This is a genomic window from Streptomyces sp. Mut1 (assembly GCF_030719295.1).
In the GTDB taxonomy this organism is placed as follows: Bacteria; Actinomycetota; Actinomycetes; order Streptomycetales; family Streptomycetaceae; genus Streptomyces; species Streptomyces castrisilvae.
Genome location: NZ_CP120997.1, coordinates 3,839,062 through 3,860,138, shown reverse-complemented (window position 1 = coordinate 3,860,138; position 21,077 = coordinate 3,839,062). Strand labels below are relative to the sequence as shown.

The 21,077-nt window shown below is 69.1% G+C and carries 25 protein-coding genes; 13 read left to right on the top strand and 12 right to left on the bottom strand.

The annotated features are described in order from the left end of the window. Nucleotide 1: 1 nt before the first annotated feature. The 3 genes from P8A18_RS16695 to P8A18_RS16685 form a co-directional block, all read right to left on the bottom strand. On the bottom strand, nt 2-772 hold the full coding sequence (locus P8A18_RS16695) for an IclR family transcriptional regulator (RefSeq protein ID WP_306055545.1): 771 nt from the start codon (nt 770-772) through the stop codon (nt 2-4). Between the two features lie 241 nt (nt 773-1,013). Next, nucleotides 1,014-1,220 (bottom strand): DUF5326 family protein, encoded by a 207-nt coding sequence (locus P8A18_RS16690; RefSeq protein WP_026250050.1) that lies wholly within the window; start codon nt 1,218-1,220, stop codon nt 1,014-1,016. 148 nt (nt 1,221-1,368) lie between these two features. Beyond that, the gene (locus P8A18_RS16685) at nt 1,369-1,686 is read right to left on the bottom strand and encodes a cupin domain-containing protein (RefSeq protein WP_306055543.1); all 318 of its coding nucleotides are present in this window, start codon (nt 1,684-1,686) and stop codon (nt 1,369-1,371) included. Nucleotides 1,687-1,754: 68 nt separating this feature from the next. On the opposite strand from P8A18_RS16685, the gene P8A18_RS16680 reads away from it, so the two are divergent. The 5 genes from P8A18_RS16680 to P8A18_RS16660 all read left to right on the top strand — a co-directional run bounded on the left by P8A18_RS16680 (nt 1,755) and on the right by P8A18_RS16660 (nt 6,156). Next, nucleotides 1,755-2,132 (top strand): phage holin family protein, encoded by a 378-nt coding sequence (locus P8A18_RS16680; protein ID WP_306055541.1) that lies wholly within the window; start codon nt 1,755-1,757, stop codon nt 2,130-2,132. Nucleotides 2,133-2,201: 69 nt separating this feature from the next. After that, entirely contained in the window at nt 2,202-3,332 is a 1,131-nt protein-coding gene (locus P8A18_RS16675; protein WP_306055539.1) for a cystathionine gamma-lyase, read from the top strand. Nucleotides 3,333-3,581: 249 nt separating this feature from the next. Beyond that, nucleotides 3,582-4,478: a LysR family transcriptional regulator gene (locus P8A18_RS16670; RefSeq protein ID WP_306055537.1), complete on the top strand. Its 897-nt coding sequence runs from the start codon at nt 3,582-3,584 to the stop codon at nt 4,476-4,478. 63 nt (nt 4,479-4,541) lie between these two features. Next, nucleotides 4,542-5,021, top strand: coding sequence for an NUDIX domain-containing protein (locus P8A18_RS16665; RefSeq protein WP_306055535.1), 480 nt, complete (start codon nt 4,542-4,544; stop codon nt 5,019-5,021). 232 nt (nt 5,022-5,253) lie between these two features. Further along, nucleotides 5,254-6,156, top strand: a complete 903-nt coding sequence (locus tag P8A18_RS16660) for a GNAT family N-acetyltransferase (RefSeq protein WP_306055533.1) — start codon at nt 5,254-5,256, stop codon at nt 6,154-6,156. Between the two features lie 63 nt (nt 6,157-6,219). Here P8A18_RS16660 and P8A18_RS16655 read toward each other — a convergent pair whose 3' ends face one another. Beyond that, the gene (locus P8A18_RS16655; RefSeq protein WP_306055531.1) at nt 6,220-7,431 is read right to left on the bottom strand and encodes an MFS transporter; all 1,212 of its coding nucleotides are present in this window, start codon (nt 7,429-7,431) and stop codon (nt 6,220-6,222) included. A gap of 140 nt (nt 7,432-7,571) precedes the next feature. Here P8A18_RS16655 and P8A18_RS16650 point away from each other — a divergent pair, with 140 nt between their 5' ends. Genes P8A18_RS16650 through P8A18_RS16640 form a run of 3 tightly spaced genes read left to right on the top strand, consistent with a single transcriptional unit; the run spans nt 7,572 to nt 9,713 of the window. Then, the gene (locus P8A18_RS16650) at nt 7,572-8,033 is read left to right on the top strand and encodes a MarR family winged helix-turn-helix transcriptional regulator (RefSeq protein ID WP_306055529.1); all 462 of its coding nucleotides are present in this window, start codon (nt 7,572-7,574) and stop codon (nt 8,031-8,033) included. A gap of 28 nt (nt 8,034-8,061) precedes the next feature. Then, a complete protein-coding gene (locus P8A18_RS16645) occupies nt 8,062-8,514 on the top strand; it encodes a GNAT family N-acetyltransferase (RefSeq protein ID WP_306055527.1) in 453 nt (150 codons plus the stop codon). A gap of 35 nt (nt 8,515-8,549) precedes the next feature. Next, nucleotides 8,550-9,713, top strand: coding sequence for a winged helix DNA-binding domain-containing protein (locus tag P8A18_RS16640; RefSeq protein ID WP_306055525.1), 1,164 nt, complete (start codon nt 8,550-8,552; stop codon nt 9,711-9,713). Nucleotides 9,714-9,751: 38 nt separating this feature from the next. Here P8A18_RS16640 and P8A18_RS16635 read toward each other — a convergent pair whose 3' ends face one another. The 3 genes from P8A18_RS16635 to P8A18_RS16625 all read right to left on the bottom strand — a co-directional run bounded on the left by P8A18_RS16635 (nt 9,752) and on the right by P8A18_RS16625 (nt 12,715). After that, nucleotides 9,752-11,134: a serine hydrolase domain-containing protein gene (locus P8A18_RS16635; RefSeq protein ID WP_306055523.1), complete on the bottom strand. Its 1,383-nt coding sequence runs from the start codon at nt 11,132-11,134 to the stop codon at nt 9,752-9,754. Between the two features lie 133 nt (nt 11,135-11,267). Next, a complete protein-coding gene (locus tag P8A18_RS16630) occupies nt 11,268-11,807 on the bottom strand; it encodes a GNAT family N-acetyltransferase (protein ID WP_306055520.1) in 540 nt (179 codons plus the stop codon). A 68-nt stretch (nt 11,808-11,875) separates the two neighbouring features. Continuing rightward, complete coding sequence (locus P8A18_RS16625; protein WP_306055518.1) at nt 11,876-12,715, bottom strand: SDR family oxidoreductase; 840 nt, start codon at nt 12,713-12,715, stop codon at nt 11,876-11,878. Between the two features lie 91 nt (nt 12,716-12,806). Between P8A18_RS16625 and P8A18_RS16620 the strand changes: the two genes are divergently transcribed. Further along, complete coding sequence (locus P8A18_RS16620; protein ID WP_306055516.1) at nt 12,807-13,205, top strand: winged helix-turn-helix transcriptional regulator; 399 nt, start codon at nt 12,807-12,809, stop codon at nt 13,203-13,205. A gap of 103 nt (nt 13,206-13,308) precedes the next feature. Further along, nucleotides 13,309-13,875: a dihydrofolate reductase family protein gene (locus tag P8A18_RS16615; RefSeq protein WP_306055514.1), complete on the top strand. Its 567-nt coding sequence runs from the start codon at nt 13,309-13,311 to the stop codon at nt 13,873-13,875. A gap of 72 nt (nt 13,876-13,947) precedes the next feature. On the opposite strand, the gene dnaB is transcribed toward P8A18_RS16615, so the two are convergent. Further along, complete coding sequence (dnaB, locus tag P8A18_RS16610) at nt 13,948-15,408, bottom strand: replicative DNA helicase (RefSeq protein WP_306060951.1); 1,461 nt, start codon at nt 15,406-15,408, stop codon at nt 13,948-13,950. 477 nt (nt 15,409-15,885) lie between these two features. On the opposite strand from dnaB, the gene P8A18_RS16605 reads away from it, so the two are divergent. Then, on the top strand, nt 15,886-17,223 hold the full coding sequence (locus P8A18_RS16605) for an MATE family efflux transporter (RefSeq protein WP_306055512.1): 1,338 nt from the start codon (nt 15,886-15,888) through the stop codon (nt 17,221-17,223). Between the two features lie 139 nt (nt 17,224-17,362). Here the strand turns inward: P8A18_RS16605 and rplI are convergent, their stop codons facing one another. From rplI to rpsF, 4 genes are all read right to left on the bottom strand, one after another. After that, nucleotides 17,363-17,809, bottom strand: coding sequence for a 50S ribosomal protein L9 (rplI, locus tag P8A18_RS16600; RefSeq protein WP_306055510.1), 447 nt, complete (start codon nt 17,807-17,809; stop codon nt 17,363-17,365). 18 nt (nt 17,810-17,827) lie between these two features. After that, nucleotides 17,828-18,064 carry a 30S ribosomal protein S18 gene (rpsR, locus tag P8A18_RS16595; RefSeq protein ID WP_003967857.1) on the bottom strand — a complete coding sequence of 79 codons (237 nt, stop codon included), beginning with the start codon at nt 18,062-18,064 and terminating at the stop codon, nt 17,828-17,830. Between the two features lie 42 nt (nt 18,065-18,106). Beyond that, on the bottom strand, nt 18,107-18,715 hold the full coding sequence (locus P8A18_RS16590) for a single-stranded DNA-binding protein (RefSeq protein WP_306055508.1): 609 nt from the start codon (nt 18,713-18,715) through the stop codon (nt 18,107-18,109). A gap of 74 nt (nt 18,716-18,789) precedes the next feature. Next, nucleotides 18,790-19,080 (bottom strand): 30S ribosomal protein S6, encoded by a 291-nt coding sequence (rpsF, locus tag P8A18_RS16585; protein ID WP_018101872.1) that lies wholly within the window; start codon nt 19,078-19,080, stop codon nt 18,790-18,792. Between the two features lie 278 nt (nt 19,081-19,358). Between rpsF and P8A18_RS16580 the strand changes: the two genes are divergently transcribed. Together P8A18_RS16580 and P8A18_RS16575 are read left to right on the top strand one after the other, a co-directional pair. After that, a complete protein-coding gene (locus tag P8A18_RS16580; protein WP_306055506.1) occupies nt 19,359-19,673 on the top strand; it encodes a hypothetical protein in 315 nt (104 codons plus the stop codon). A gap of 185 nt (nt 19,674-19,858) precedes the next feature. Further along, nucleotides 19,859-20,977 carry a lipid II:glycine glycyltransferase FemX gene (locus P8A18_RS16575; RefSeq protein ID WP_306055504.1) on the top strand — a complete coding sequence of 373 codons (1,119 nt, stop codon included), beginning with the start codon at nt 19,859-19,861 and terminating at the stop codon, nt 20,975-20,977. Nucleotides 20,978-21,077: the final 100 nt, after the last annotated feature.

Genomic DNA, 21,077 nt, shown 5'->3' with positions numbered 1-21,077 from the left:
TTCAGATACTGATAGAGAACACGAACGAACGCAAGAGGCTGGCCACTTCGCCACGTAGTCGTTCGACTGCGGGGAGCAACCGTTCTTCCTGTTCCAGGGGTACCGAAATGGCCATCGCGGCGGCGGTGAATCCGGCTGTGATCGGAATCGCCGCACAGACCGTGCCGAGGGCGTACTCCTGACGTTCGATCACCGGTTCCGTACGCTCCAGCGACCGCAGCCGCGCGAGGAAGGCCGCGCGGTCGCGCACGGAGTACCGGGTCAGCGGACGGACCGGATGCCGGTCCAGATGATCCTCGCGGGCCCGTTCGTCGAGCCGGCTCAGCAGGCACTGGCCGATCGCGTGTGCGTGGCCGGTCTCCCGGAAGGCAGCCCACTCGTCGACCGCGGGCGCCTCGGGGGTGTCCGCCACCGCGAGGAGTTCGATCTCGCCCTCACGGTAGATCGCGCAGTAGACGGGGGCTCCGACGACGTCCCGCCAGCGGCTCAGTGACTGGGCCATCGTGCCGCGACGGCTCGGCAGAGCGCCGTCGCCCACCAGGCGCTCCGCGGCGGCGCCGAAGAGGAAGACGCCGTTCTCCCGGCGCAGATACCCCTCATAGGTCAGGGTCCGCAACAGGTGGTAGGCGGTGGGAAGGGGAAGCCCCGCTTCTCTCGCGAGCTGTTTGGCCGGGGCCCCGTCGCGATGGGTGCCCACAGCCTCCAGCAGTCTCAGCGCCCGCTGCACCGACCCGATCAACGTCGGAACAGCCCTACTCGATGCCGTGGTCAACGGTCACCCCCAGGCGTGGTGACGGGCGGTCAGCCCGCCCGTGGGGGCCTCCCCCACAGGTCTGTCGCAGACCTGGGGGTCCGAAGGCCGGATCCCGTAAAACCACTGGTCAGGGGTGGTGACTAACGGCGCTTTTCCCAGGCGGCGACAGCTGACTGTCACTGTATCGGCAGCATTGCGACCGGGTGCCGATTCGCCTTTCCCTTAGCCCACCTGGGCTAATCGCCCCTCGGGCGTGCGGTCACCAGCCGGAGGACGACATGAACTTCCGTACGAGGAAGACGAGCCCGCCGACCAGGATCACGAAGATCAGGATCTTGAAGAGCAGTCCCACCACGAACGCGACCACGCTGGCGATCAGTCCGCCGAACACGACGATCGCGATCACGGGCACCGCGATCCACTTCACCCACCAGGGCATACCAGCGAATATCTCCCGCACGGCCATCGTCCTTACCTCGTCTCTGTGAGTTCCTGCTTCGATGCTAGAGGCGAAAGGGTGGCCACCGGGGCTCGGGAAGCCCTTGAACTCCCCTGATCGATCCCCTAGGGAACCCCGAAGGAAGACCGGCCGCCCGGAGGACCGGTCTCAGGGGTCAGCCCTCGGGCGGCGAGAAGACCACCATCACGCGCAGGTCCTCGGTGATGTGGTGGAACTTGTGGGCGGTGCCGGCAGGTACATACACGACACTTCCTCTTCCCACCTGTGTGGTTTCCATGCCGACGGTGATCGACGCGCGCCCGCTGACCACGAGGTAGACCTCGTCCTGGCTGTGTGGCTGCTGCGGGTCGAGCTCGCCGGCGTTCAGGGCGTACAGGCCGACCGACATGTTCCGCTCCCGGAGGAACTGCAGGTACGCACCGTCGTTGGCGGCCCGTTCCGCTTCCAGTTCGTCCAGCCTGAATGCCTTCATGGCCCGTCCGCCCCTTGCCTCTGTCCAGCCGGTGTCCGCCACCGATCATGTCTGCCACGATCAGACACATGAAGAATTTCGTAGTCAAGACGATCGCCAACGCGGGTGCTCTGGCCGTGGCCATCTGGCTGCTCCAGGACATCACGCTGGACGGCGGCAGCACCGGCCGCAAGGCCCTGACCCTGATCCTGGTCGCGCTGATCTTCGGCCTGGTCAACTTCGTCGTCAAGCCCATTGTGAAGGTGCTCACCCTTCCCCTCTTCATCCTCACGCTGGGTCTGATCACCCTCGTGGTGAACGCGCTGATGCTGCTGCTCACCTCGTGGCTGGCCGATGTGTTCGATCTGAGCTTCCACGTCCACGGCTTCTGGACAGCCGTACTCGGTGGCCTGATCGTCTCGATCGTGTCCTGGGCGCTGAACGTCGTCCTGCCCGACGAGGACTGATCCGCGACCACCTGCGAAAGTGCGGGCAGGAACCGGTGACCGGCCGGGGGAGAGAAGCGAGGACAAGGTATGAGCACCATGGGCGAAGGAACGCGTGCGGTACGAGCCGGCCTGCCGGAACCGCAGCAGTACGAGCCCACCCTCCCCGGCCCGGTCTTCGCCGCGCACTTCCACCTGTCCGGCGAACCGACCGGCCCCTACACCTACGGCCGGGACACCAACCCGACCTGGACCCATCTGGAACGGGCCATCGGGGAGCTGGAAGCACCGGGGGAGGGCGTGCACACCACGGTCTTCGCCTCCGGCATGGCCGCGATCTCGGCCGTCCTGCTGTCCCAGGTGCGCAGCGGCGACGCCGTCGTCCTGCCCGACGACGGCTACCAGGCGCTGCCGCTGCTTCGGGCCCAGCTGGAGGCGTACGGGGTCGAGGTACGGACCGCCCCGACCAGGGGCGATGCGCAGCTGGCCGTGCTGGAGGGGGCGAAGCTCCTGTGGATCGAGACGCCCTCCAATCCGGGGCTCGACGTCTGCGACGTGCGACGGCTCGTCGAGGCCGCGCACGCGGGCGGCACGCTGGTGGCCGTCGACAACACCCTCGCCACCCCTCTCGGCCAGCGCCCGCTGGAGCTGGGGGCCGATTTCTCGGTGGCCAGTGACACCAAGGGCATGACCGGCCACGGCGACCTCCTGCTCGGCCATGTGACCTGCCGCGATGCCGATCTCGCCGCAGGGGTACGCCGCTGGCGCAAGGTTGTCGGCGCGATCCCCGGCCCGATGGAGGCCTGGCTCGCGCACCGGTCGCTCGCCACGCTGGAACTGCGGATCGAGCGGCAGTGCGCCAATGCCCTCGCCCTCGCCGAAGCACTCCGCGCCCACCCGGACGTGACCGGGCTGCGCTACCCGGGCCTGGCCACCGATGCCTCGTACCCGACTGCGGTCGAGCAGATGCGGCGCTTCGGCTCGGTGGTGTCGTTCGTGCTGGCCGACCGGGAGACCGCGGAACGCTTCCTCTCGGCCCTGCATCTGGCCGAGGACGCCACCAGCTTCGGCGGCGTACGGTCCACCGCCGAGCGGCGGGCCCGCTGGGGTGGCGACGCCGTACCGGAAGGGTTCATCCGCTTCTCCGTCGGCGCCGAGAACGCCTCCGACCTGGTGGCCGATGTCGAGCAGGCGCTGGCCGAGGCCACCGGCGGTAACTGACCGCCCGCCCCGATCCGGTCGCGCGGTGCGGTACGGGCGGTCCGAGCCTCCCCCCTCGTGGCTCGGACCGCCCCGGTCCCCCGCGTCCGCCGGCATGTGCCGCGTTCACCGCGTGAAGAACCGCCTCGACAAGGCTAGTTGACTCTGCGTCAGTGTCCAATCACAGTAGCGGCAGCGACCTATCGACAAATTTATAGTTGTTCGGGTCCAGTCGGATGCGTCACCAGGTGAGGCGGGAGGGGACGGAGCGTGGATCTGGCGCTGCTACGTACCTTCGTCACCGTGCACCGGGCCGGCTCCTTCACCCGCGCCGCCGCGCTCCTCGGCCTCTCTCAGCCCGCCGTGACCTCCCAGATCCGCACCCTGGAACGGCAGCTGGGCCGCCCACTCTTCCTGCGCAGGGCTCGCGGGGTGACCCCGACGACGATCGGCGACGAACTCGCGCACCGGGCCGCTCCCCATCTGGACGCGCTCGTCGAGATCGCCGAGACCGACCTGGACGAGGAGACCGGGGTACGGACGCTGCACCTGGCGGGGCCGCCCGAATTCCTCGCCCTACGGGTCCTGCCCGCGCTCACCCCGCTGATCGCCCAGGGCCTCGCGCTGCGCGGCTCGTTCTCCGCCGATACGGACGAGACCCTGGAGGGCCTGGCCGCCGGCCACCACGACCTGGCTGTCGTGACGGCCCGGCCTCGCGGCGAACTGCTCACCGCCACTCCGCTCTGCGACGAGGAACACGTCCTGATCGCCGCCCCGCGCTGGGCGGGACGGCTGGGCCCGGGAACGCTGAGGCGCAACGGCCCCGTGGTCCTGGAGCAGCTGCCCGTGGTCGAGGTGCACGAGAGCCTGCCACTCGTCTCTCGCTACTGGGCCGCGGTCTTCGACAGTTCGCCCGCGGCCGCCGGGGCCGTCATCGCTCCGGACCTGAGGGCGGTCCTGGAGTGCGCGGCTGCGGGCGCCGGGCTCGCCGTGCTGCCGCGCTATCTGTGCGAGGACGCGCTGGAACGGGGAGAGGTGGTGGCGCTCCTCGACCCGCCGGTCCCGCCCCTGCGCACCTACTTCCTGGCGGCACGGACCGGCACGCTCGCGCTTCCGCATCTCGCCCGAGCGCACGAGTGGCTTCTGCGCGCCGCGGCCGACTGGTGACCTCTGGGGCGCCCGAAAGCCCCGGGGTGTTTCAGAACCGGTCCCGTGGGCCACGCTCTTGCCATGACCGAACGTCCTGTGGTCAAGCGCACCGCACGCGCCATCCTGCTCGACGGCGACGACCTCGTCCTCATCAAGCGCACCAAGCCCGGAGTGGATCCGTACTGGGTCACGCCGGGTGGAGGGGTCGAACCGGAGGACGCCACCGTCGTCGACGCTCTGCATCGCGAGGTCGACGAGGAGCTCGGCGCCAAGATCACCGATGTGGTGCCCTGCTTCGTGGACACCGTGGAACACATCGAGGAGGGCGGGGTGAAGGGTGTCAAGGTCCAGCACTTCTTCGTCTGCCGCCTCGACTCCATGGACCTGACCCTGCGGCACGGTCCCGAGGTCGACAAGCCCTGCGGGGAGTACGACGTCGTACGCGTGCCATTCAGCCGGGTCGGGATCGCCGCGGTGCATCTCGTGCCGCTTTCGCTGCGGCACTACCTGGACGGCAACATCGAGGGGGTCCGCGCCCTGCACGCCCGCGATCTGGGCTGATGCGGCTGCTTCCTCGGTGGCTGCTCGACTTGGTCCGCTCGCCTCGACCGCCCCCCTCGGCCTGAGCCCCTAGCTGCCGTGTTCCGCGCCGCCGGGTTCTGCGCCATCGGGCACCATGTTTCACGTGAAACCGGTCGGGCTCCCGTCCGCCGGGGCGATTTTCGGCTGCGCGTCTCGGCCAGATCCGGTAAAGCGGTGGACGGGCGATCACCGGTCGGACAGCCTGGCCCGTATGTCCAGCTCATTGCCCCGCCCGCTGACCGACCTGCCCATCCGGCGCCTCACCCGGGACGACTTGGTCCCCTGCGCCGACCTCAGCGAGGACCGCGGCTGGCCGCGCGACGAGGAGCGCTGGGCGCTGCTCCTGGCCGCCGGGACGGGCTACGGCATCGACGACCCCGACAGTAAAGGCCTGATGGCGAGCTGTGTGATGGTCTCGTACGGCCCTGAACTGGCGGCCGTCGGCATGCTGCTGGTAGCCGGCCGCCATGCACGGCGGGGCGTGGGCCGGTATCTGATGCAGAGGGTGATCGAGGCGGCCGGGGGCACCCCGCTCAGCCTCTACGCGACATCGTCGGGGCGGCCCCTCTACGAGGACCTCGGTTTCGTCCCGGTGGGGCGGACCGTTCGTTTGAGCGGGACTTTCCGGCCAACCACGGAATCCGGCTCAGCGGGTTCCGGTGGCGCGCAACCGCCCGGCAGTACGGGCCTTGTCGTCCGGCCTGCTTCGGCCGGGGATCTGCGGGCCATGGTGCAACTGGACTCGGGCGCCTTCGGGCTCGACCGCACCCACCTGCTGACCCGGTTGCCGGCCTTCGCCGACCATCTTCGGGTGGCGGAGGTGAACGGGGAGCTGATCGGGTACGCCGCGCTCTCACCCAGCGCGGACAATCACGCGGTCGGGCCGTTGGCCGCAAGGGACACCGCTACGGCCAAGGCGCTCGTGACCTCGCTGGCCGCGGCGACGGACCGGCCACTGCGCGTGGACATCGATGCCCGGCACGACGAGCTGCTCGACTGGGTCGGGGCGTGCGGGCTGCGGCCCCACTCGGAGACCACCGAGATGGTCCTCGGCGGGCGCCGGCACGGGGACCGCGCCCGGTACTTCGGCCCCCTGAGCCTGGCGACGGGCTGACGCCCGGCCCTCGTCCCGGCCTGCTCGCGGGGAGGGTAGGGACCCGTCGCCGCGGTCCCGCCGTCAGCTTCGGACTGCGGGGGCCGCCTCCGGCTCCGGGAGGTGAGTGGCGACGAGGCGGCTCCGGGTGGCCGTACGACGCTCCAGCGTGCCGGAGACGACGGCGAGCACCAGTGCGGAGGCGGCGAGCGCCGCGCCGACCCAGTTGGGCGCGGTGTAGCCGAGACCGGCGGCGATGACGAGCCCGCCCAGCCATGCCGAGAGCGCGTTGCCCAGGTTGAAGGCGCCGATGTTCACGGCCGAGGCCAGGGTCGGGGCTCCCGCTGCCTGATCGAGGACCCGCTTCTGCAACGGGGGCACGGTCGCAAATCCGAGAGCGCCGATCAGGACGATGGTGACGGCTGCCGTGATCTTGTTGTGGGCGGTCAGGGTGAACAGCGCCAGCACCACGGCGAGGCCGCCCAGCGAGACCTGGAGCAGAGGCATGAGGTGGCGGTCGGCGAACCTGCCTCCGACCAGGTTGCCGCCGACCATGCCGAGTCCGAAGAGGACCAGCAGCCAGGTGACGGCGGAGGACGAGTATCCGGCGGTCCCCGTCATCATCGGCGTGATGTAGGTGATCGCGGCGAATACACCGCCGAAGCCGAGCACCGTCATCGCCATGGCCAGAAGGACCTGCACGTTACGGAAGGCGGCGAGCTCCTGGCGCAGCCTGACCCCCTCGGCGCGGGGCTGTTCGGGAATGAGCCGGGCGACCCCGAGCAGACCGACGACACCCAGCGCCGCGACGACGAGGAACGTGGTCCGCCAGCCGGCGTGCTGACCGATGAAGGTGCCCAGCGGCACTCCGACGACATTGGCGACGGTGAGCCCGGTGAACATCAGGGCAATGGCGCCGGCCTTCTTGTGCGGGGCCACCAGACCGGCCGCAACCACTGATCCGATGCCGAAGAAGGCGCCGTGGGCGAGTGAGGCGACCACTCGGCCGGCGAGCATCACTTCGAAGACGGGTGCGGTCGCGGTGACCACGTTGCCGACGACGAAGAGGCCCATAAGGATCATCAGCATCCGTTTGCGGCTGACTTTCGTGCCGAGCACGGTCATCAGGGGTGCGCCCAGGACGACGCCGAGCGCGTACCCCGTGACGAGGAATCCCGCCGCCGGGATCGTGACCTGGAAATCGGCGGCCACCTCGGGCAGCAGGCCCATGATCACGAACTCGGTCGTGCCGATACCGAATGCCCCGATGGCGAGAGCGAGGAGCGCGAGCGGCATGGGTTTCACCTTCCCAAGAGATTGCGACTGCCCCTTACAAGCGTTGACAATAATTGCAGACGCTCATTAATTGCAAGCGCCGACTATTGCGGTCGTCGGCTATTCTGGACGTACGCAGCTCCGGCACGGAGGAGAGACCCATGACAGCGACGGACCCGGCCCTGACCGCCCTCTCCCAGGGCTGGATCGCTCTCTCCCTGCTCCATGGCAAGATCGAGACCCGAGTCGAACGGGCCCTTCAGAGCGGTCACCGCCTCAGCGTGCGGGAGTTCTCCCTGCTGGACGTGCTCAGCCGACAGCACAACGGACCGGGTGGCCACCTGCAGATGAAGCAGGTGGCGGATGCCGTCGGACTGAGCCAGAGCGCCACCACACGCCTGGTCACCCGCCTCGAAGATCGCGGGCTGCTGACCCGATACCTCTGCGACACCGACCGCAGGGGCATCTACACCGATGTCACCGATGACGGGCTCGTCCTGCTCGCCGAGGCCCGGCCGACCAATGACAGTGCCCTCCGCGCCGCGCTCGACGAGGCCGCCCGGAACCCCGAGCTGGCCCCGCTCGTACGGGCGGTCGAGGAACTGAAGGCCATTCCCGCGTAACCGTGCCCGACTGCGTAGGCTGCGGATCATGAGCGATCTGGACATACGCCCTGCGACCGTCGACGACCTGGCCGAGATCGTGGCCCTGCTCGCCGATGATCCGCTGGGAGCCCTGCGCGAGTCGCCGGACGACCTCACCCCCTACCGGGCCGCGCTGCGACGGCTGGCGGACGATCCGAACCAGCGCATGATGGTCGCCGTGCGCGCGGACCGGATCGTCGGGACCCTGCAGCTGACAGTGATCCCCGGCCTCTCCCGGCGCGGCTCGACCCGTTCCGTGATCGAGGGCGTCCGCATCCACGCGGACGAACGCGGAAGCGGCCTCGGCACCCAGCTGATCCAGTGGGCCGTGGACGAATCACGCCGGCAGGGCTGCCAACTGGTTCAGCTCACCTCCGACGTGTCCCGCACCGACGCACACCGCTTCTACGAACGGCTCGGCTTCGTGGCCAGCCATGTGGGCTTCAAGCTGGCTCTCTGACCCCGCCTCTCCGGCCGCATCCCCGAGGAGCCGCCTTGCAACGCATCAGTGAGGAACAACGGCGTATCCGGATCGGCCGCCGCCATCTGCTGGCCTCGGAAGCACGCGCCCAGTCCCCTGTCGCGGTGGCCGACGCTCTCGTCGCCCTCCATGCGACCGATGCGGCCACCGTCTTCCTGTCCGTCTGCGCCCGGCTCTCCGACCCCGGCGTCGCCGCAGTGGAGGGATGCCTCTACGAGGACCTCTCGCTGGTGCGGATGCTCTCCATGCGCAACACCCTCTTCGTCGTATCGGATGAGCTGGCTCCCCGGGTCGAGGCCGCGAACGCACGCGCTGTGGCCGCGAAGGAGCGCCGGACCCTGCTCAAGCACCTGAAGGAGGACGGCAACGGCCTGGACGAGCACTGGCTGGACGAGGCGGAGCGAAGCGCCCTCGCGTTCCTCGACCGCAGCGGCCCGGCATCCGGCAGCGAACTCGCCGCCGGCGTGGCCGCACTCCGCACCAAGATCACGCTGTTTCCCGGGAAGAAGCAGGAGGCGGTCCAGGGAGTCGCCACCCGCGTGATCCGTGTGCTGGCCGCAGAGGGGAAGATCCGCCGGGACCGGCCACGCGGTTCCTGGACCTCCAGCCAGTTCCGCTGGGCACCTGCCCGGCCACGCCCGGTGGAGGAGACGGCCAGGGCCCAGGCGGAACTGGCCCTGCGCTGGCTACGGGCGTACGGACCGGCCACCGAGGCCGACCTCAAGTGGTGGACCGGCTGGGGGACCCGCGATGTCCGCACGGCGCTGGCGAAGGTCGAGGCCGAGGAAGTACGACTCGACGGCGGAGCCGGCGCCTGGGTCGCACCCGGGGACGCGGGGCCGGAGTCGGCGCCCGACCCGTGGGCGGCTCTGCTGCCCGCGCTCGACCCGAGCGCGATGGGCTGGGCGGACCGCGGCTTCCATCTGCCGCCCGAGCACCGGGCGGCCCTCTTCGACCGCTCCGGCAACATCGGCCCCACGGTGTGGTGGGACGGCGGGATCGTCGGTGGCTGGGCGCAGCGTGGCGACGGCGAGCCGGTCTGGCGACTGCTGACGGACGTCGGCCGGGAGGCCTCGACGGCGATCGAGGCCGAGGCCTCCCGGCTGTCGGCATGGGTGGGGGAGGCGCGGGTCACACCGCGCTTCCGGACCCCTCTGGAGCGGGAGTTGACGGCCTGAGCAACCGAGCCGCCTGTTTCACGTGAAACAGGCGGCTCTCAGTCCCCCAGGCCCCGCCACCCCGCCTCGTCCACCCCGCCGGGCACGGCAGCCGCCGGCTCGTACGGCTCACGCGTGAAGACGAACGACCCCACGTCGAGGTGGTTCACGGTGCCGTCGTCGTTCCGCACGATGCGCAGGGTCTCCCCCGCGTAGTAGCCGTCCAGCCCGATCCAGGTGCCGTCGGGACGTGCGGTGAAACGGGCGCCCCGGCCCTGGCCGTTGACCGGACGAAGCTCCAACCCGCGGTCGGCCGCCAGGTGCAGGACATTGGCGCGCGTCGCCCAGTACCACGGACCGGTCAGGGCAAGGAGTTCCGCGTCGATCTCGGGGAGGGGTCGCCACGGTTCAGGGATGCGAGGTTCGGCCTCGGCGACAATGTCCACCAAGTCGGCGGCGACCTCACCGATCGCCGTCCCCGAGGTCGCGTTGACGAGCACAACGGCTGCCACATCGTCCTCGGCACTGACCCAGAGAGCGGCCAGGAAGCCGGGAAGCGAGCCCGTGTGTCCGATGAAGGTGCGGCCCTTCCTCCGGATCACCTGGAGCCCCAGGCCGTAGTACCCGTTCCAGTCCCCCCGCTCCGGAGGCGTCGAAGGCTGCTTCATCTCCTCCACCGACGCGGCGCAGAGCACCCGGTCGTCCCCCTCGGCGAGGAAGGCCGCGAAGCGGAGCAGGTCGGCGGTGGTGGACCAGAGCTGCCCGGCAGGCGCCATCAGGCCCAGGTCCTCCGCCGGTTCGGGCAGCAGGGCATCGGCCCAGGGGTGGACCGCCCAGCCACCCGCGTGCGGAGCCTGCGGCCGGGGAGTCGTGCGGTGCATACCGAGGGGCTCCAGCACCTCACGGCGCAGTACCTCTTCCCAGGACGCCCCTCGTACGGCCGCCACCAGCGCACCGAGCAGGGTGTAGCCCGGGTTGGAATAGTGGTGGCGGCTGCCGGGCGGGTGCATAGCGATCTGCCCACCCAGCACGTCCGCCAGGGTGGGGCGAAGGCTGCCGGGAGTCCGCTCCCACCAGGGCGCCGTCGTCTCGGCTCCGAGACCGGCGCTGTGCCCCAACAGCTGACGAAGGGTGACGTCACCCGTCCCGGTGCCTGGCAGATGCTTCTCCAGCGGGTCGGACAGATCGAGAAGCCCCTCGTCGCGCAGCCGAAGCACCATTACCGCGGTGAACGTCTTGGTGATGGATCCGATCCTGAACTGCGTGTCGGAGTCGGGGGCATGGCCGTCGACACAGCTGCGGGAGCCGTCCCAGACGATCTGCCCCTGCCTCTGGACGGCGGCGGTCAGAGAGGGGGTACGGCCTTCGGCCTGGGCGGTGGCGACGCGGTGCAGCAATGCGCGCCGGGTACCGGGAAGCAGCTGTTCAGCAGGAGAAGTCATCGTCAACAACTACCGTCCGAGCCACCGTATGGCGACTCCGTTTCCTGAGCGCGACGAACCTCGTGGCGTGCCGGCCGCGATACCGCTCCCGTGCGCCCGTGAGGTCGCGACCCACGACGTTTCGATAGCGCACTCAACCGGATGGCGCGCCCGGGGACCACATGCCGAGCCACTGCTCGGCGCCCCAGGCCTCAAACCGTTCCACTTCGGAGAACCCCAGTTTCGCCGCGAGACGCATCGAGCGGGCGTTGGCGGTCTGGGTGGCGAGCACCACTGGTTCACCGGGGAGCACACCGGCGAACCAGTCGAGTGCCGCCGTACACGCCTCGGCGGCGTAACCACGCCCCCACGCCCGCGGCAGGAACAGGTAACCGAGATCAACCCTTCCCGCAGCCGCCGGACGGTGGTGCCCCGGTGCCCTCCTGAGCAGGATCTGCCCGATCATCGCCCCGTCGAGATCGACGGCGAAGCTCCCGGGCCACCGCCCCGGCGCCCCGGGTATCTCGCGCTCCAGTTCGTCACGCGGCCGGGGGCCGCCGAGGTAGGTGTGAACTTCCGGCGAGGCGAGCAGTTCGATGAACGCCTCACGGTCCCGGGTCTCGGGCTCGCGAAGCACGAGCCTGCCGGTTCTGATCGGCTCGGGTGGCCAAGGGACAGCTCCCAGATCTTCCATCCGCGCAAGCTAACAGGTGGTCACACCGCCTCGGTGGCCGCCCGGCACGCGTTCAGCGGAGTCGTGCGTCAGCGGAAAGCGGCGATGTTACGGGCAACCCAGTCGCTGAAGCGACGCGGAGCGCGACCGAGGACTCGTTCCACGTCCGGGCTGATGCGCAGTTCGGCGGGGTTCGGGGCGGAGATGATGTCCAGGGTGTCGTCCGCGAGCTCCAGCGGCACGAACCGGGTCATCGCGGCCTTGGCCTCCTCGCGGGTGAGTTCGTGGAACCGCACCGGCGAGCCGAGCGCGGCGGCGATGACCGCCGCCTGCTGACGTGGCGTGATCACCTCGGGCCCGGTCAGCTCGAAGACTCCACCATTGTGCCGGTCGTCCAGCAGGCAGGCCGCCGCGACCTCGGCGATGTCCGCCGGATCGACGACGGGGACCCCGACATCGCCGAACGGTGCGGCGACCATCCCTTGCGTGCGGACGGACTCCGCCCATGCCAAGGCGTTGGAGGCGAAGCCACCCGGTCGCAGGACGGCCCAGTCCAGGCCGGACTCCCTCAACGCGCCCTCCACCGCGCTCATCGCGACCCGGGACGGGCCGAGCGGCCTGGTCGCCACGCCCTGCGAAGACAGCAGGACGACTCGGCGGACCCCGTGGGAAGCCGCCAGGTCGATGATGTCGGCCGGCCTGGCTCCGGGGGCGTGCAGGTCGCCGGACAGCAGGAGGAACAACGCCTTCGCCCCCTCCAAAGCGGAAGTGAGGCCCTGCGGCTCGGCCAGGTCGGCCGACACGTGCCGGACCCCGTCCGGCACGGCCGCCGCATGCCGTGACACCGCCGTCACCTGCTCGCCCGCGTCGGCCAGGGCCTGCGTCAAAGGCCTGCCCACATTTCCGGTAGCTCCGGTCACCACGATCATGTTCAGCTCCTAGCCGTTGTGCACTGCGGTCATTGACGCTAGGAGGCGGGCTTACTTTTCGTAAGAACATACCCAGAGGTAAGCTCCGGACATGACTGAAGGTGCGCAGCTGACACGGGCCGAGACGGGCAACGGGTATGACGTGTTTCACACCGACTGCCCTGCGCGCGACGTGGTCGACCATGTGACCAGCAGGTGGGGCATCTGGGTGCTGATCTCTTTGCGGAGCACCGATCTCCGGTTCTACGAGCTGCGTGACAGCATCCGGGGCATCAGCGAGAAGATGCTCGCCCAGACACTGCGCGCGCTGGTCCAGGACGACCTGGTCTGGCGGAAGGTCGAGCCGACGACGCCGCCCCAAGTCACCTACGGGCTGACCGAGTTCGGCCAGGACATCGGTGCGCCGCTGACGGACCTGTTCGACCGGATCACACAACGGCTCGCAGCCGACGGTGCGCCCGCCACGGAGGGCCCGAGCACACCCCGCTGAGCCCCGGGCCCGAGGACCACCGGCGAGCCCAGATCGTGCACCGATGAGTTTCCCGAGCCACGCTGGTCTGAACGCCGGACACCCACGGACGGAAGGCTGGGCCATGCGGAAACTGATCTACGGCATGAACCTGACCCTGGACGGCTATATCGCCGCGGCCGGCGACGACATCGGCTGGAGCGGGCCGCCCAGCCAGGAGCTGTTCCAGTGGTGGCTCGACCACGAACAGGCGAGTGGCCCGTCGCTCTACGGGCGCAAGCTGTGGGAGGCGATGAGCTCCTACTGGCCGACCGGCGACCAGCAGCCCGATGCCACCCCGGCGGAGATCGGGTTCGCCCGGACCTGGCGGAACAAGCCAAAGGTGGTGTTCTCCTCGACGATCGACACGGTCGGCTGGAACACCCGCCTGGTCACCGGCGACGCGGTCGCCGAGATCACCCGGCTCAAGTCCGAGGACGGCGCCCCCATGACCATCGGCGGCGCGACGCTCGCCGGGGCGGCCATGCGCGCCGGACTGATCGACGAGTACGTGATCGCCGCCCACCCGGTCCTGGTGGGCAGCGGCACACCGTTCTTCACCGCACTGGACAGCTGGGTGAACCTGAACCTGGTTCAGACGCGGACGTTTCCCGGCGGTGTGGTCCTGACCAGGTACGAGACGAGACGCTGAGCGGCGCCCCGCTGCCCCACGGGCCCGGCCGGGTGTGCCCTATCGGCGTCCGAGCCCCCACGAGCGGTCCGATCAGGTCTGCGCCATGTCCACGAAGCGCGAGTAGTGGCCCTGGAAGGCGACCGTGATCGTCGCCGTCGGCCCGTTTCGGTGCTTGGCCACGATCAGGTCCGCCTCGCCGGCGCGGGGAGACTCCTTCTCGTAGGCGTCCTCACGGTGCAGCAGGATCACCATGTCGGCGTCCTGCTCGATGGAACCGGATTCGCGGAGGTCGGAGACCATCGGCTTCTTGTCGGTGCGCTGCTCGGGGCCACGGTTCAGCTGGGAGAGCGCGATGACCGGCAGTTGCAGTTCCTTGGCCAGCAGCTTGAGGTTTCGCGACATGTCCGAGACTTCCTGCTGGCGGCTCTCGGCGCGCTTGGAGCCGCCGGACTGCATCAGCTGCAGATAGTCGATGACCACGAGCTTGAGGTCGTTGCGCTGCTTGAGGCGGCGGCACTTCGCCCGGATCTCCATCATCGAGAGGTTGGGGGAGTCATCGATGTAGAGCGGGGCCGCGGAGACGTCCGGCATGCGCCGGGCGAGCCGCGTCCAGTCCTCGTCCGTCATCGTGCCGGAACGCATGTGGTGCAGAGCGACCCGCGCCTCGGCGGACAGCAGACGCATCGCGATCTCGTTCCGCCCCATCTCCAGGGAGAAGATCACGCTGGGGAGGTTGCTCTTGATGGAACAGGCGCGTGCGAAGTCCAGCGCGAGCGTGGACTTACCCATGGCGGGACGGGCCGCGATGACCACCATCTGGCCCGGGTGGAGGCCGTTGGTCAGGGCATCGAGATCGGTGAACCCCGTGGGCACACCCGTCATCTCACCGCTGCGGGAACCGATCGCCTCGATCTCGTCGAGAGCGCCCTCCATGATGTCGCCGAGCGGCAGGTAGTCCTCGCTGGTGCGCTGCTCGGTGACGGCGTAGATCTCGGCCTGCGCGGAGTTGACGATGTCGTCGACGTCGCCGTCGGCCGCGTATCCCATCTGCGTGATCTTCGTACCGGCCTCGACGAGCCGTCGCAGAACCGCCCGCTCGTGAACAATCTCCGCGTAGTACGAGGCGTTGGCCGCGGTCGGCACCGACTGGACCAGGGTGTGCAGATACGGAGCCCCGCCCACCTTGGTGATCTCGCCGCGCTTGACCAGTTCGGCGGCCACGGTGATCGGGTCGGCCGGCTCGCCCTTGGCATAGAGGTCGAGGATCGCCTGGTAGACGGTCTCGTGCGCGGGGCGGTAGAAGTCGTGGCCCTTGATGATCTCCACGACATCGGCGATGGCGTCCTTGGACAGGAGCATCCCGCCGAGGACGGATTGCTCGGCGTCGAGATCCTGGGGCGGCACCCGCTCGAATCCCGAGGAGCCACCCTCCCAGTCCTGGCTGTCCCGGCCGCGGTCGTGCCGCTCACCCCGGTCCCGGTCCTCACCCCGGCGCTGACGGGAGACGGGCAGCCGGTCACTGGGGCCGGTGTCGGCCCAAGGGTCGTCCAAGGGTTCGGGAATGCTCACCCGGCCACCTCCTCCCGTCCGCTCCGCGGACCTCACCGTGCCACTCTTTCTTACGGCACGGCACCGACAAACAAGACCCCCGACTCCGGTTCCGGTGTGTCGAGTTCCGCGTGGTAGCAGAGCCGAAACGGGGTGGGGGCGCCGCACTACGGTAGGCGGCTCCGCACCGTCAGCCAATCTGGTTATCCACAGGCCTTGTGGACGACGGACCAGATGCTGTGGAGAACTCCGCAGAACCTGTGCACGGAGCGGGGGACAGCACTGTGGACAAACTCATAGCGGCTCCCCCATCACCGTCGTGACCTGCGATTTCCCCATCCACCGGCTGTGGGGGAGAAAAAGTTGCCGAGCCGCGCCGAGAACGCGGCATGTCACGCACAGAGGACAGCCACCGGTGAGCAAATGTAAGGACCCCAAGAGGATTGCATCTGTTACCTGTGGAAGATTAGATTGGCTGCCATGATCCAGGCACCGGGGACCCCGTCGTCCCGTCGTCGGCGGCACGACCGCGAGATCATCGCGCTCGCCGTCCCGGCCTTCGGCGCACTCGTGGCCGAACCTCTTTTCGTCATGGTCGACAGCGCGATCGTCGGCCACCTCGGCACCCCGCAACTGGCCGGTCTGGCCGTCGCGGCCGCACTGCTGACCACCGCGGTGAGCATCTTCGTCTTCCTTGCCTACGCCACCACGGCAGCCGTCGCCCGCCGCGTCGGCGCCGGTGATCTGGCCTCCGCGATCCGCCAGGGCATGGACGGCATCTGGCTCGCGCTCCTGCTCGGTCTCGGCGTCATCGCCGTGACGCTTCCCCTGGCCCCCTGGCTCGTGGATGTGTTCGGCGCCTCCCACACCGCCGCCCCCTACGCCGTCACCTACCTCCGGATCTCCAGCTTCGGCATCCCCGCGATGCTGGTGGTCATGGCCGCTACCGGCGTGCTCCGGGGCCTCCAGGACACCCGTACCCCGCTCTACGTCGCCATCGGCGGCTTCGCTGCCAACGCCGCCCTCAACGTCGGCCTCGTCTACGGCGCCGGCCTGGGCATCGCCGGTTCAGCCTGGGGCACGGTCATCGCGCAGCTCGCGATGGCCGCCGCCTATCTCTTCGTCGTGGTGCGTGGGGCCCGGCGACACGGCGCGTCCCTGCGCCCCGACGCCGCGGGCATCAGAGCCTGCGCCCAGGCGGGCGTGCCGCTCCTGGTCCGTACACTGTCGCTCCGCGCCGTCCTGCTCATCGCCACCGCGGTCGCCGCCCGGCTCGGCGACACCGACATCGCCGCGCACCAGATCATCCTTTCGCTCTGGAGCCTGATGGCCTTCGCCCTCGATGCCATCGCCATCGCGGGGCAGGCCATCATCGGGCGCTATCTGGGGGCGAACGATGCCCAGGGGGCGCGCGAGGCCTGCCGCCGCATGGTGGAGTGGGGCGTCGCGTCCGGGGTGGTCCTGGGCGTGCTGATCGTTCTGGCCCGCCCGCTGTTCGTGCCTCTGTTCACCAGTGACACCTCGGTGCAGCACGCCCTGCTCCCGGCTCTCCTGGTGGTCGCCGCCACCCAGCCGATCGCCGGTGTCGTCTTCATCCTGGACGGCGTACTGATGGGCGCCGGCGACGGCCCCTATCTGGCCTGGGCCATGATCGTGACCCTCGCCGTCTTCGCCCCGGCGGCGCTCCTGGTCCCCACGCTCGGCGGTGGCCTGGGCACGCTCTGGTGCGCGATGGCGCTGATGATGATCGTGCGGATGGCGACGCTCTGGCTCCGCACCCGCTCGGGCAAATGGCTGGTCACCGGCGCGACCCGCTGACCGCGGGCGAGCGGGCTCATGGCACCGACTCATCCGTCGGCTCACCACGGTCTCTTCCGGTGCGTGTTTCACGTGAAACGGCGAAGGGCCGCACCCCGAGAGGTGCGGCCCTTCACTGTTCTGCTGAGGTGCGGCCCGATCAGGCAGCAACAACCTCGATGCCGAGCTTCGCAGCGACCTCGGGGTGCAGACGCACGGACACCTGGTGTCCGCCGAGCGTCTTGATCGCCGAGCCGAGCTCGACGCGACGCTTGTCGACGTCCGGACCACCGGCGGCCTTGATCGCCGAGGCGATGTCGGCCGGGGTGACGGAGCCGAAGAGACGGCCGGCGTCGCCGGAGCGAACGGCCAGACGGACCTTCACGCCCTCAAGCTTGGCCTTGATCTCGTTCGCCTGCTCGATCGTGGCGATCTCGTGGATCTTGCGGGCGCGGCGGATCTGCGCCACGTCCTTCTCGCCGCCCTTGGTCCAGCGGATGGCAAAGCCACGCGGAACCAGGTAGTTACGGGCGTACCCGTCCTTGACGTCGACGACGTCGCCCGCAGCACCGAGGCCGGAGACCTCGTGGGTGAGGATGATCTTCATGATTCGGTCACCCTTCCCTTATCGCGCGGTGGACGTGTAGGGCAGCAGCGCCATCTCACGGCTGTTCTTGACTGCCGTGGCGACGTCACGCTGGTGCTGCGTGCAGTTGCCGGTGACGCGGCGGGCACGGATCTTGCCGCGGTCGGAAATGAACTTCCGCAGCATGTTCGTGTCCTTGTAGTCCACGTACTGGGTCTTGTCCTTGCAGAACGCGCAGACCTTCTTCTTAGGCTTGCGCACAGGCGGCTTCGCCATGGTGTTTCTCCTGTGTGATCAAGAAGTGGGGGTACGAGCTCCCTAGAAGGGAGGCTCGTCCGAGTAGCCGCCGCCGGAGCCACCGGAGCCGCCGGAGTTTCCACCCCAGCCGCCTCCGCCTTGCTGGCCCCCGCCGCCCTGGCCGCCGGCCGGAGCGCTCGTGGCCCACGGGTCGTCGGCGGGAGCGCCGCCACCACCCTGCTGGCCACCACTGGGACCGCCGCCCCAGTTACCGCCGCCCTGCTGGCCGCCGCCGTATCCACCCTGGCCGCCCTGGCCACCACGACCCGTGGTCTTGGTGACCTTGGCAGTGGCGTTCTTGAGACTGGGGCCGACTTCCTCGACGTCCAGCTCGTAGACCGTGCGCTTGACGCCCTCGCGGTCTTCGTACGACCGCTGCTTCAGCCGACCCTGCACGACAACGCGCATGCCGCGCGTGAGCGACTCGGCGACGTTCTCCGCCGCCTGCCGCCAGACCGAGCAGGTGAGGAACAGGCCTTCGCCGTCCTTCCACTCATTGGTCTGCCGGTCGAAGATGCGGGGAGTGGACGCGACGCGGAACTTCGCGACCGCCGCACCGGACGGGGTGAAGCGCAGCTCGGGGTCGTCGACGAGATTGCCGACGACCGTGATGACGGTCTCGCCTGCCATGGGTGAACCTCTCGGCGGGGATTGCTTCTGGCTGCTTGCTGCTACTCGGACCCGATGACCGCTGAGCTAAAAGCTCAGTGGATCTCGGGACGGAGGACCTTGGTCCGGAGGACCGACTCGTTCAGGTTCATCTGGCGGTCGAGCTCCTTGACGACCGCAGGCTCGGCCTGCAGGTCGATGACCGAGTAGATGCCCTCGGGCTTCTTCTTGATCTCGTAAGCGAGACGACGACGGCCCCAGGTGTCGACCTTCTCAACCTTTCCTTCGCCCTCACGGACGACGGAGAGGAAGTTCTCGATCAGCGGGGAGACTGCTCGCTCCTCGAGATCGGGGTCGAGGATGACCATCACCTCGTAGTGACGCATGTGGAACCCACCTCCTTTGGACTCAGCGGCCACGGTCGTTCCGTGGCAGGAGGGTCGTGATGCGTTGAGCAACGGTGCCCGAATAAAACAGCCGCCACTGACAACACCCTCCGCGAGGAGGGGGCGGACCGCGCTGGCCTGGGCAGACACCGGTGCAGACCCACCAGAGTACCCGTAGACCGGCTTCCGGTTGAAATCCGGTGGTCAAGGGACGCAGTCTGTACACATCGGGTGTGAGCGGCGCCACGAGACGCCGCCTATCGGCCAGGAGGTACTCCATGGCACAGACAACGCGGACCCGCCCCACCGTCTCCCTCTTCGCGACCGACGGCAGGCCGCATCCGCGGCAGAACGCCCTCGTGGTGATCACGCTGATCCTCGGTGCCCTCGCCTTCGTATCGGCGATGTTCCACAACCTGCATCTGCTCAGCTCGTGGGCCGGTCTCATCGGCATCCTGACGGGGGCGTACGGCCAGTACATCTCCGCGACCACGCGGGAGAGGTTCCCGCTGATCATCGGTATGGGTGCGGCCGCCCTCGGGTTCTTTCTGGGCATGGCCCACGGCGGACTGTTCGGCGGCGTGGTCGGCTGACACCGCCGGTCCGGCTCCCCTCGCGGCCAGCGGCTCCGTCGCCCTGACGGAGCCGCTCCCGCACGCCGTACGGAACAGAACGGGTACGACGGGGCCAGACCGCGCGCTTCCCGGCCACAGTAGGCTTCGGCGCGAGAGCCGGAGCCCCTGACCGATGGGGACACACCTGCCGAGGAGCGCCCCGCATGAGCCTGACCCTGAGGACCATCAGCCGAGAGCAGCATCTGGCGTACATCCAGAGTCTGCCCGCGGCCAGTCACATGCAGGTCCCGGCATGGGCGGATGTGAAGGCCGAGTGGCGCTCGGAGAGCCTGGGCTGGTTCGACAAGACCGGCCAGCTCGTCGGCGTGGGCCTGGTCCTCTACCGGCAGCTGCCCAAGATCAAGCGGTACCTGGCCTACCTGCCCGAGGGCCCGGTCATCAACTGGTACGCGCCGAACCTGAACGACTGGCTGGAGCCGATGCTGGCCCATCTCAAGCAGCAGGGCGCCTTCTCGGTGAAGATGGGCCCGCCGGTGGTCATCCGCCGCTGGGACGCCGCCGCCATCAAGGCCGGCATCCAGGACCCCGATGTGAAGCGCCTGCGCGACGTCGAGGCCACGCACATCGAGCCCCGCGCCTTCGAGGTCGCCGACCGGCTGCGGAAGATGGGCTGGCAGCAGGGCGAGGACGGCGGCGCCGGATTCGGTGACGTACAGCCCCGCTACATCTTCCAGGTGCCGCTGGCCAACCGCTCCCTCGAAGACGTTCACAAGGGCTTCAACCAGCTCTGGCGGCGCAACATCAAAAAGGCCGAGAAGGCCGGCGTCGAGGTCGTCCAGGGCAGCTACGCGGAGCTTGCCGAGTGGCAGCGGCTGTACGAGATCACGGCGGAGCGCGACCACTTCCGGCCGCGCCCCCTCGGTTACTTCCAACGCATGTGGACGGCCCTCAACAACGAGGACCCCAACCGGATGCGCCTCTACTTCGCTCGTCACGAGGGCGAGAACGTCGCGGCGGCGACCATGCTGATCGTCGGCGGCCACGTCTGGTACTCCTACGGCGCCTCGGCCAACCACAAGCGCGAGGTCCGCCCCTCGAACGCGATGCAGTGGCGGATGCTGCGCGACGCGTACGCCATGGGGGCCACGGTCTACGACCTGCGCGGCATCTCGGACTCGCTGGACGAGACGGACCACCTCTTCGGTCTGATCCAGTTCAAGGTCGGCACCGGCGGGCAGGCGGCGGAGTACCTCGGCGAGTGGGACTTCCCGCTCAACAAGCTGCTGCACAAGGCGCTCGACATCTACATGTCGCGCCGCTGATCCATGCCCCACAGCTGACGAAACCGGCTTCATTGGTTTCAATGGGGCCTGAACACGCTCCTCACCTCTGATCCACCGCAACCACCAGAAGGGTCCCGGA

Coding starts and splice junctions, on each gene's coding strand:
- rplI (WP_306055510.1), bottom strand. CDS start 17,809: ATGAAGATCATCCTCACCCACGAGGTCTCCGGCCTCGGTGCTGCGGGC.
- P8A18_RS16690 (WP_026250050.1), bottom strand. CDS start 1,220: ATGGCCGTGCGGGAGATATTCGCTGGTATGCCCTGGTGGGTGAAGTGG.
- P8A18_RS16680 (WP_306055541.1), top strand. CDS start 1,755: ATGAAGAATTTCGTAGTCAAGACGATCGCCAACGCGGGTGCTCTGGCC.
- P8A18_RS16605 (WP_306055512.1), top strand. CDS start 15,886: ATGATCCAGGCACCGGGGACCCCGTCGTCCCGTCGTCGGCGGCACGAC.
- P8A18_RS16625 (WP_306055518.1), bottom strand. CDS start 12,715: ATGATCGTGGTGACCGGAGCTACCGGAAATGTGGGCAGGCCTTTGACG.
- P8A18_RS16655 (WP_306055531.1), bottom strand. CDS start 7,431: ATGCCGCTCGCGCTCCTCGCTCTCGCCATCGGGGCATTCGGTATCGGC.
- P8A18_RS16685 (WP_306055543.1), bottom strand. CDS start 1,686: ATGAAGGCATTCAGGCTGGACGAACTGGAAGCGGAACGGGCCGCCAAC.
- P8A18_RS16630 (WP_306055520.1), bottom strand. CDS start 11,807: ATGGAAGATCTGGGAGCTGTCCCTTGGCCACCCGAGCCGATCAGAACC.
- P8A18_RS16620 (WP_306055516.1), top strand. CDS start 12,807: ATGACTGAAGGTGCGCAGCTGACACGGGCCGAGACGGGCAACGGGTAT.
- P8A18_RS16615 (WP_306055514.1), top strand. CDS start 13,309: ATGCGGAAACTGATCTACGGCATGAACCTGACCCTGGACGGCTATATC.
- P8A18_RS16665 (WP_306055535.1), top strand. CDS start 4,542: ATGACCGAACGTCCTGTGGTCAAGCGCACCGCACGCGCCATCCTGCTC.
- rpsF (WP_018101872.1), bottom strand. CDS start 19,080: ATGCGTCACTACGAGGTGATGGTCATCCTCGACCCCGATCTCGAGGAG.
- P8A18_RS16590 (WP_306055508.1), bottom strand. CDS start 18,715: ATGGCAGGCGAGACCGTCATCACGGTCGTCGGCAATCTCGTCGACGAC.
- P8A18_RS16675 (WP_306055539.1), top strand. CDS start 2,202: ATGAGCACCATGGGCGAAGGAACGCGTGCGGTACGAGCCGGCCTGCCG.
- P8A18_RS16660 (WP_306055533.1), top strand. CDS start 5,254: ATGTCCAGCTCATTGCCCCGCCCGCTGACCGACCTGCCCATCCGGCGC.
- P8A18_RS16575 (WP_306055504.1), top strand. CDS start 19,859: ATGAGCCTGACCCTGAGGACCATCAGCCGAGAGCAGCATCTGGCGTAC.
- P8A18_RS16635 (WP_306055523.1), bottom strand. CDS start 11,134: ATGACTTCTCCTGCTGAACAGCTGCTTCCCGGTACCCGGCGCGCATTG.
- P8A18_RS16645 (WP_306055527.1), top strand. CDS start 8,062: ATGAGCGATCTGGACATACGCCCTGCGACCGTCGACGACCTGGCCGAG.
- rpsR (WP_003967857.1), bottom strand. CDS start 18,064: ATGGCGAAGCCGCCTGTGCGCAAGCCTAAGAAGAAGGTCTGCGCGTTC.
- P8A18_RS16650 (WP_306055529.1), top strand. CDS start 7,572: ATGACAGCGACGGACCCGGCCCTGACCGCCCTCTCCCAGGGCTGGATC.
- P8A18_RS16580 (WP_306055506.1), top strand. CDS start 19,359: ATGGCACAGACAACGCGGACCCGCCCCACCGTCTCCCTCTTCGCGACC.